Source organism: Microcystis sp. LE19-41.2A (assembly GCF_027530405.1).
Taxonomy (GTDB): Bacteria; Cyanobacteriota; Cyanobacteriia; order Cyanobacteriales; family Microcystaceae; genus Microcystis; species Microcystis aeruginosa.
The window spans coordinates 1-8,763 of the sequence record NZ_JAPZQJ010000251.1 but is presented as its reverse complement, the minus strand read 5'-3'; the positions used below and the strand labels follow the sequence as shown (position 1 = coordinate 8,763).

The window sequence follows — 8,763 nt, the reverse complement described above, 5'->3', positions numbered from 1 at the left end:
ATACTAATAGAATCCTATAGCAAAACCTCAGAGAATAATTGGTTACTGCAAGAATACACCCCAGCCAGGGGAATTATATCCCTAGATTCTTTAGGAATTAGCTTAAATCTTGCCGATATTTACGAAGGAATTGATTTTAATCTCAACTCCTAACTTTAGCTATCTTTTAAGAGGACGTACTAAAAACAATTTTACCATCTTTTACCGCCACTAAACGCAAAGTTAAGGGGCCAGCCGTATTAGTTTTACTAGCGGCAATTGCCTCAAGTGTCTCGATAGAATTACCCGACTTTTTGACTTGACCAATAAAGTTAACTACCGTAGTTAATAAACCATCTTCCACCTGAATTGACCCTAAAACTCCCGCACTTCTAGCGCGAAATTGAGCCGAAGCTAAGAGTAAATCTAAGCGCTTTTGTAGGTCTTCTTCTGTCATATTTTGGGGATCAATGGAAACGGCAGCGATTACCTGTTTCTCCTCAAAAACTCTTTGATTGGGAACCACATCAGCAAAGACACGAATCTCGCTTTCTCCTAAGACATAATTACCTGCTGAAAGGATTCTCACCACATATTCTTTACCGTCCTGTAATTGTTGACTTAACTGTTCTACCTGTGCTTTTGTGATCTTAACTAAACGCTGGTCAAAATTAGGCTGATTTGGTTGGGTGGCGCGGATAGCATTTATATTCGCTTCTCGCAATAATTTATCGATAACGGTGACAATAGCTTGGGGATCAACAATACGAAAAGCTCCAAAAGATAACACCTGTCCCCGGAAAATAGCGATTTGTTTTTCCCGCAATTCTTGATAGGTTTGATAGTATTGTTCTAAAACTTCCACTTCCCGCTTAAGAAAAGCCATTTGGGTTTCTAAATCTTTTAATTTTCCCTCGCGCTGTTCCAAAGCTAAATTTTTATCGACGATCGAGCGATCGAGTTCTCCAATACGTTGATCCCGGCGATCAATTTCTAGCTGTAGGGTTTTTTGTTGAGTTTCCAACTGTTGAAGTCGCGCTTGTCTGGTTGTTAATAACTTTTGTTGATTAGCTAACTCTTTATCTCTAAGTTGAACGGTGGTTTGTAGTTGATTTATCTGACTAGAAAGAATTGATTTTTGTTGGGACAATTGCTCCCGTTGACTGATTAACTGTGCCTTTTGATTAGTTAAAATAACTCGTTCATTGTTTAAATTAGCCACTTCCTTGCGAAACTTTTCCAACTGTCCCGAAACTAATCGCAAACGTTGACGAGAAGCTTGATAATTTTTGTTAAGAACCTCTAGACGTTTCTGCACAGCTATCTGTTCACTTTTAGCCGTTTTTAAAGCCTTTTCCACCTGATTTTTTTGCTCGGTGGTTTTTCTCACCTGTCTTTCCAAATCCTTAATAGCGGCACGACGTTCATTTAAAAGACGATCCAGTTCAAAAACCCCTTGACGCAGGGATTTACTAGAAGCAAACAAGACAATTAAAGTCGAACCGGCGATCAAAATTCCCGTTACAATCGTCATCAAAGTTGCGGTTTGTTTCGGACGCAGATTAAATAAACGCATCCTTTTCTTACCGATACGGCTCCCTATGCGATCGCCAACCGCCGCTATCAGACCACCTAAAACCACGATGGCCAAAACCAAAATATAAGCGCTAGTCATCCAGAATTTAAGTAAATTGTTGACTGAGAGCGACGGGATTATGGACGGTAATTTTCTTCTTGTAAATTGAGACCATTTCTTGATCCCGCAGCTCTCCCAATAAACGGGTGACAGTGACGCGGGTAGAACCGATCGCTTCTGCGATCGCTTGGTGAGACAATTTTAGATCCACCCGGATGCCATCGGTGGTGGGAACCCCAAAATCACGACAGAGAATCAATAAAAAACTGACCAAACGGGAACCCATATCCCGGTGAGCCAAGGTTTCGATCATCATTTCCGTTTGCAGAATCCGCGAGGACAACCCCTGCAACATCAACATTGATAAATCGGGATTATTGCGGAGGGATCTTTCTACCTGATCGATCGGGGCCGAGAGTAATTCTACCGGAGTAAAAGCCACGGCATGATAAAAACGATCCGATCGCTGGCCGGTGAGTAAGGATAGCACACCAAAGACGCTATTTTCCCGCAGTAGAGCCACGGTAATTTCTTCTCCCGCTTCATAGACTCGCGACAACTTAACGGCTCCTTTCAGCAAAAAATAGACTCTTTCGGCGGGATCTCCAGGGAAAAAGATCGTTTTGCCACGCTCGAACAATTCCACCACCGGGGGGAAATTGCCGCTGCCGATTCGACGGAACACATCTGCTAGGGGTTTATCTTGTATTAGGGATAAGTCCATCTCACATCCAAAAAAGGGGAAAATTGTTTTTATTATGCAACGAGTGTCACCTCTATTAAACATAACCGCTCCCTAAACTGGGAAAAGTTTTGGGCGCTTTTTGCCAGACAATGGGGGAGGGGTGATCATTGCTGCCCCGTTATCTGTATCCCTATTATACCGAATCTCGCTGGGGTCGGCTATTGGGGAGATTTTTGTAAGAGAAACGAGAACTATGTTAGATTTAACGGGAAAAAACGCCCTAGTGACGGGGATTGCCAATAATCGCTCGATCGCTTGGGGAATTGCCCAACAACTCCATCAAGCTGGTGCAAATATCGGTGTCACCTATCTCCCCGACGAAAAGGGCCGTTTTGAGAAAAAAGTGCGAGAATTGGCCGATGAACTTAATCCCGCTTTTTATGTCCCCTGCGATGTCCAAAATGACCAACAGGTAGAAGATACTTTCGCTACAGTGGCGGAAAAATGGGGCAAACTGGATATTTTGATTCACTGTCTCGCTTTTGCCGATAAAGAGGGTTTAACGGGCGATTTTACCGCCATCCCTCGGGAAGCTTTCACTAAATCCCTAGATATTAGCACTTTTTCCCTAACCCGTCTAGCGCGATCGGCTAAACCCTTGATGACGGAAGGGGGAAGTATTATCACTCTTACCTATCTCGGCGGTGTCAAGGTAATTCCTAACTATAATTTAATGGGGGTGGCAAAAGCTGGTTTAGAAATGAGTGTTCGCTATTTAGCCGCCGAATTAGGTGGCCAAAAGATCCGAGTTAATGGTATTTCCGCCGGTCCAATTCGCACCTTGGCATCTTCGGCCGTGGGGGGAATTCTTGATATGATCCATCATGTGGAAGAAATCGCTCCTTTACATCGCACGGTGACACAAATTGAGGTGGGAAATACGGCCGCTTTTTTAGCCAGTGATCTTTCTAGTGGTATTACTGGTCAGATTATTTATGTAGATTCCGGTTACGAAATTATGGGAATGTAGTTTTATTCAGTTATTAGTTATTAGTTATTAGTGTCACGAGGTTCTGAAGGGGGATTTTTGACTTCTTTGGGGTTAATTGCGATCGGACTGAAGGTTCGTTTAGTTTTTTAACAATTTATTCCCTATTTTCAAGCAATTTCTCAATTATGCGGTGAGAAATGCGAAAATTAGTCTGTTGTAGTCGGGCTATAGTATCTGAAAGCTCGATTAAGCCTCGGCTTGATGCGTCGTCTAAAATTCCGAGAGTGCCAATAATAGGAATTCCCCGCTCGCTGGCAATTCGCCGACCCAAGCGTTCATCGATAATCAGCAAATCGGCGGGTAAGGTTTGAGCGAGGGTGATAGCGGCCTGTTCTCCGGGGTCGAGAATATTTAGGGTTTCATCAATCGTTTGAACAGCCTCAATGATAAGCCAAGAGGGTGGATTGGCGATCCATTGCTGAAGAATGGCCGGTGCATCTGCATCAAGCATTTCACCGCGAACCACATCGGGAATGATAATCTGTCCAAATAAGCGGGGGAATAGGTCGATCTGGTCAATGAGCAGTAAATAGTTGATAGGTGAGGTATCAGAAACGACTATCATAAAAGACTATGATCGTGTTTGTTGCGAAGTTGCTGAAGAGTTTTGCGATCGCTGTCTAGATCGACTTCATCGTAATGTAAATCGGCATCATGGTTTTTCAAAAAAGCATCCACCACCCAACGAGAAGATAGACCTAAAATACTTCCGACCTCAGCACTGGTGATTTTTTCCGCTCGGTAGGCCTGCACCACCAAAGCCTCTAAAATTTCACGGGTAATATTATTGTAGTTGTAATGTTGAAGCAATTCATCGGGAATATCGATAGTAATTTTCATGATTTAGCTTCCTTTTTTTTGGGTTTACCGATAATGTTTATAGAACATAGGTTGGATTGAAGCATGAAACCCAACGCCTATTCTACACCTTCTCAACAGGATTTAGTATAACTTTTGGATATCGATAAAGCTGGCATTTCTATTACTTCGCTTCAAATAATTTACAAATCTCTTTAAGAGAAATATAGATACCGAGAACAGCAGCTAACAAAAGAAGGATTTGACTATCCTCGCCAAGGCAATTCTGAAAATTTTCATCGGTTAACACTTTATAGACCACCTTAGATATTGCCAATACAGCCGATAAACTTAACCCAGAAACGAAAAGAATTTCTAGATAAGATTTATTGTTTCCTCGTCTTGGCTGTTTTTTTGTAACCAGCGCCACGCTTGCGGTAATGACCAAGGTTCCGATTAACAAAAGAAAGTTTTCAATGTTAACAATCTTCATCAAAAATTTATGCTGATTTTGCTTTCCTAAAGGTAATATACCATCCGCAGCCCGCCGCTAATATCGCACCAATAACCGCACCGTAAACTCCCGCAATCGATCCCCCTAGGGCCGCACCTCCCACCGTTACCACCATCAGGCGATCGGCTTTATCCCAAAATCGAGGGGAATCAGCACCCTCGTGATCAAGGGGGATCCCCCCGCCTGTCGGCACCCCCCTTATCAAGGGGGGCAGGGGGGATCCAGCTAATTTTTGGGCAGTTTTTACCCAATCTTGGCTAGGAATAACATCATTAATAAATAGGGACTCGAAATCTAAACTATCGGGAAAAATGACGCTTAAACTTTTGGTGCGTTCTTGGTTAGCATAGGCTGCGTCTAATTCTTCGATCGCTTTTTTATAAGCTTTTTCTAGGGGGGGAAAATCCTTGACAAGTTGCCGCAATTGTGTTGCTGCCTGGGGTTGTTCTTCCCTTAATAATCGTTCAATTTCTTTGAGCGATCGCTGTAGATATTCTGGCAAAGGTTCAGTCTGCTGTGCGAGGGCGATTAGCAGCGCTTCAAGATCGATAATTGCTTTGGGGATTTCCATAAGTTAGTCCTGTCCAGTCAGGGTATAGGCTGCCCAATAGTAAGGATCACTGTATTCTGTTAGCTGATCTAGCCCTATTGTACTGCCTTCCTTTAAAATATTCGCCGCCCGCGCCTCCAGTCGATCGACCCCTTCTGTTAGGTCGGGAAGTTGTCCAAGTTGCTCGATCCAGTGAGCTAGTTGCTGCCAAGTGATATTTTTTAACCAATTTTGTGTATTTTTCAAAGCTAGGGCTGGGGATTCACCCGCTAATAATCTTTGATAGAAGTTAACCATAAACCAAGCGCTAGAAATCTCCTTCACCGGCCAGAGGGTACTGACCACATTAGTCGCACCCGCTGCCAAGAAAGCACTGACGAGGCCGACGTATTCGGTAGTAATACCATCCTTACCGGTGAGAGCGGTTTCACAGGCAGCCAGACAGACGAGACGGTAACTAGAGAGGTTGAGCTTGTTGATGTCCCGGACAGTTAATAAACCATCGCTAAGGGCGATCGCAGACTCTTGGGGACGAAAAGAGTCATAAAAGCCGTGACCAGTGAAATGAAAGGTTTTATGGGCATTTTCGAGGGCTTTGGGGACGTTTTCCCGTGAGGCCTTTTCCGGGCTGATTCTCTGGCTCGGTTGCAGGATATGGCTAATAATCGCTGATTCCAGTTGGGCGAAATCCATGGGTTTTTGTTCCGTTTTGGGGTCTTCGACGCTGAGGAGGGGAGAATAGGAGGAATCGCCGGACTGGGTACGCAAACCGACCTGAGCAGAGGGGAGATAGGTGGCGGTGTATTTTTCGGGGAAGAGGGTATGTAGGGGGAAGCGGTGCAGATCCCGGTGGGGGATGAGAATCAGGGAATCAACGGAAACCGGCAAAGGTTCGAGAATTTTATCGATCTGTAAAATCCGTTTTAATTGGGCAAAACGGCTGTTAAGTGACAATCTCCAGGGGTGATTTTGTTTATTCTCCGTTTCTTTTTTACTGGCATAGTCAAGGTATTGTTTATCCCATTCAGTTAACCAAGTCCGAAACTGTCGCGCTGGTTGACGGCGCTGTTCTGGCTCTAGAATGACGGGATCAGCCTCTGCGGTGATAATAAAGGTGGTGAGATTGTCCTCGCTGAGATACCAGTAAATAATCGCCTTATTCGGACCTGTCAGGCTTTGGATAGTGGCATAATCGGGACTGGTGGGGTTTTCTTGCCAACTATCGAGAATCCAAGTCAAACAACGATTTTTATAAAATTCTGCCTGTTCAATTGCGTCTAGGGGATGATTTTCCTCGATCAGTAAATCGATTTCTAGGTGACTAAAACTGCTGAATTTTGCCTCAAAAGCGGGTTTATCGCGTTTCTGGGCGCGTAGTCGGGTGAAAAGGTGGCGCCCCTGTTGTTGATAGAATCGCGCTTCAGGGATTTCCTGTAGGGAAAGATGAGCGCGGATCAATCCTTGCAGAATTTCTAAATGATCTTCGGGGAAGTCTTTTTCGCTGAGAATCGGTAAAGCGATTTGATAATGTCGGATTGCTTCGCGCCAATAGGGACTAGCATTCTCTTTATATCGGGAATGTTTCAGATAAGCTTCCCCTAGATAGCGATAAATTTGCCCCCACGGAGGCGATCCTTGAATGAGGTGGGGAAGTGCCTCCCGGAGGGCGAAAATATGGGGTTCTCGGTCATTAAGGGCTACTATCGGTTTACGATAAATGAGAGCTTCTAGACTGGGAGTAGAAACGCGATTTTTACTCAGAGAACAAACGGACCACCCTCGGCCGTACCAAGCTTCATGGTAATCGGGTTTAAATTCTAAAGCTTTGTCGTAGGATGCGATCGCTTCTTCAAATCTGCCTAAATTATCTAACGCAATCCCTCGCTTGTTCCAAGCATAATAGTCATCGGGTTTAATTTCTAAAGCTCGATCGTAGGATGCGATCGCTTCTTCCAATCTGCCTAAATCATCTAACGCAACCCCTCGGTTGTACCAAGCTAGATGGAAATCGGGTTTAATTTCTAAAGCTCGATCCCAGGATGCGATCGCTTGTTCAAATCTGCCTAAATTAACTAACGCAACCCCTCGGCTAACCCAAGCATTAGGGTAATCGGGTTTAATTTCTAAAGCTCGATCGAAGGATGCGATCGCTTCTTCAAATCTGCCTAAATTAAGTAACGCAATCCCTCGGCTGCTCCAAGCATTAGGGTAATCGGGTTTCATTTCTAAAGCGCGATCCCAGGATGCGATCGCTTCTTCTAATCTGCCTAAATCATCTAACGCAATCCCTCGGTAGTTCCAAGCTTCATGCTTATCGGGTTTAATTTCTAAAGCTCGATCAAAGGATGCGATCGCGCCAATAAAATCCCCATTCATGTATTTCTGGTATCCTTGCACAAACCAGAATTCGGCATCCTGAACCACTTCCGTTAAATCCGTCTCCTTTGGGCCTAGATTTTCCTCCTCCACACCGGAAACATCCCTCACCGCGTCGCGCAACTGGAGGCTAATCCGTTGGGACACTTCCCCCAGATTTCCCGTCATCACCTTGCCTAAAGCCGCCAGATCCCGCCCTAAAGTTTGATAATCTTCCGGATACTGTAGCCATTCCTCGCTTTTGACCTCTAACCACCGCGCCAGCTTTTTATCGTTACAATGGCGACTGTATAGCCATCCCCGTAACCCGCCGGTAGTGGTTCCCGCTGCCACCTGCTCGAATAACCCCATCAATATCCCTTCATATTCCCCATCGCTGGGTTCTGGAGGAGTATTTTTGACTTCTTTGGGGTTAATTGCCTTTGGACTGGCAATAAAGAGCGATTTTAGCCAATTCCAGAGCTTTTTTAGTAGGGATAGCATCGAAGAAAGGGGGGAAAGAAGATAAGAAAATTATATCTCTACTGCCGAAAGTCGTCCCTTTCGGGGTTCATACTCGTCCTAAAAGGGGAAATCAGCAATCGAACTTCTGAAAATATCCTAGCGATCGCTATCTTCCAGCGAGCGAGCCAATTCTAAGACCTGTTCGAGAGATAATCCCAGAGAAGCGGCGATTTCTTGGGGATTAACCCCCGCTCGCAATAATAAGGGAACAGAAGCCAATTTTCCGATGATTTCCCCTTCTTGGCGACCTTCTTGGCGACCTTCTTGGCGACCTTCTTGGCGACCTTCTTGGCGACCTTCTTGGCGACCTTCTTGACGACCTTCTTGGCGACCTTCTTGGCGACCTTCCTCTAGGGCCTCCTGAAACACACGCGTCTGTCTTAACTCGCTTAAACTAAACATAGCTTCTATCTCCTTTCGATTAATCCGCGGCAACTTGTAAATCAAAATCGTCTCTATCAATTCTAAAAGTTCCTGTGGGCGATTTTCTACCCCCGTTTCCCTCACTCGCACGATTAACTCCCTTCCCCGGTTGATCACTTGCGCTTCGGGTAAGCTTACTAACTCTAGCGTCGCTAATCCGAGCGAATCTGGTGGACTCTCGGCTAATTCCTCGAGATAAATCCTTTGTACTCTTGTTTCTTGTAATAGCTCTCTATATCGCTCTATA

Annotated in this window: 9 protein-coding genes and 1 pseudogene; 2 read left to right on the top strand and 8 right to left on the bottom strand. The window is 44.8% G+C overall.

All coding sequences use genetic code 11. The features are described from left to right. Window positions 1-153 (top strand): annotated as a pseudogene (locus O9290_RS28185) (Uma2 family endonuclease); the annotation flags it as partial. A gap of 13 nt (window positions 154-166) precedes the next feature. Here O9290_RS28185 and O9290_RS11120 read toward each other — a convergent pair. Beyond that, window positions 167-1,654, bottom strand: coding sequence for a DUF3084 domain-containing protein (locus O9290_RS11120; protein WP_288056119.1), 1,488 nt, complete (start codon window positions 1,652-1,654; stop codon window positions 167-169). Between the two features lie 7 nt (window positions 1,655-1,661). After that, window positions 1,662-2,339, bottom strand: a complete 678-nt coding sequence (gene ntcA / locus O9290_RS11115; protein ID WP_002793163.1) for a global nitrogen regulator NtcA — start codon at window positions 2,337-2,339, stop codon at window positions 1,662-1,664. Window positions 2,340-2,553: 214 nt separating this feature from the next. On the opposite strand from ntcA, the gene fabI reads away from it, so the two are divergent. Beyond that, on the top strand, window positions 2,554-3,330 hold the full coding sequence (fabI, locus tag O9290_RS11110; protein WP_002740281.1) for an enoyl-ACP reductase FabI: 777 nt from the start codon (window positions 2,554-2,556) through the stop codon (window positions 3,328-3,330). 115 nt (window positions 3,331-3,445) lie between these two features. Here fabI and O9290_RS11105 read toward each other — a convergent pair whose 3' ends face one another. The 6 genes from O9290_RS11105 to O9290_RS11080 all read right to left on the bottom strand — a co-directional run. Further along, the gene (locus tag O9290_RS11105) at window positions 3,446-3,916 is read right to left on the bottom strand and encodes a PIN domain-containing protein (protein ID WP_002797557.1); all 471 of its coding nucleotides are present in this window, start codon (window positions 3,914-3,916) and stop codon (window positions 3,446-3,448) included. Further along, a complete protein-coding gene (locus tag O9290_RS11100) occupies window positions 3,913-4,191 on the bottom strand; it encodes a UPF0175 family protein (RefSeq protein WP_288056117.1) in 279 nt (92 codons plus the stop codon). The genes O9290_RS11105 and O9290_RS11100 overlap by 4 nt, the downstream gene beginning before the upstream one ends. A gap of 142 nt (window positions 4,192-4,333) precedes the next feature. Continuing rightward, the gene (locus O9290_RS11095) at window positions 4,334-4,642 is read right to left on the bottom strand and encodes a hypothetical protein (protein WP_288056115.1); all 309 of its coding nucleotides are present in this window, start codon (window positions 4,640-4,642) and stop codon (window positions 4,334-4,336) included. Window positions 4,643-4,649: 7 nt separating this feature from the next. Further along, window positions 4,650-5,234, bottom strand: a complete 585-nt coding sequence (locus tag O9290_RS11090) for a hypothetical protein (protein ID WP_008198186.1) — start codon at window positions 5,232-5,234, stop codon at window positions 4,650-4,652. A gap of 3 nt (window positions 5,235-5,237) precedes the next feature. Further along, on the bottom strand, window positions 5,238-8,072 hold the full coding sequence (locus O9290_RS11085; protein ID WP_288056113.1) for a CHAT domain-containing protein: 2,835 nt from the start codon (window positions 8,070-8,072) through the stop codon (window positions 5,238-5,240). Between the two features lie 117 nt (window positions 8,073-8,189). Next, on the bottom strand, window positions 8,190-8,763 hold a 574-nt coding region (locus tag O9290_RS11080), incomplete at its 5' end, for a DUF2887 domain-containing protein (RefSeq protein WP_288087049.1).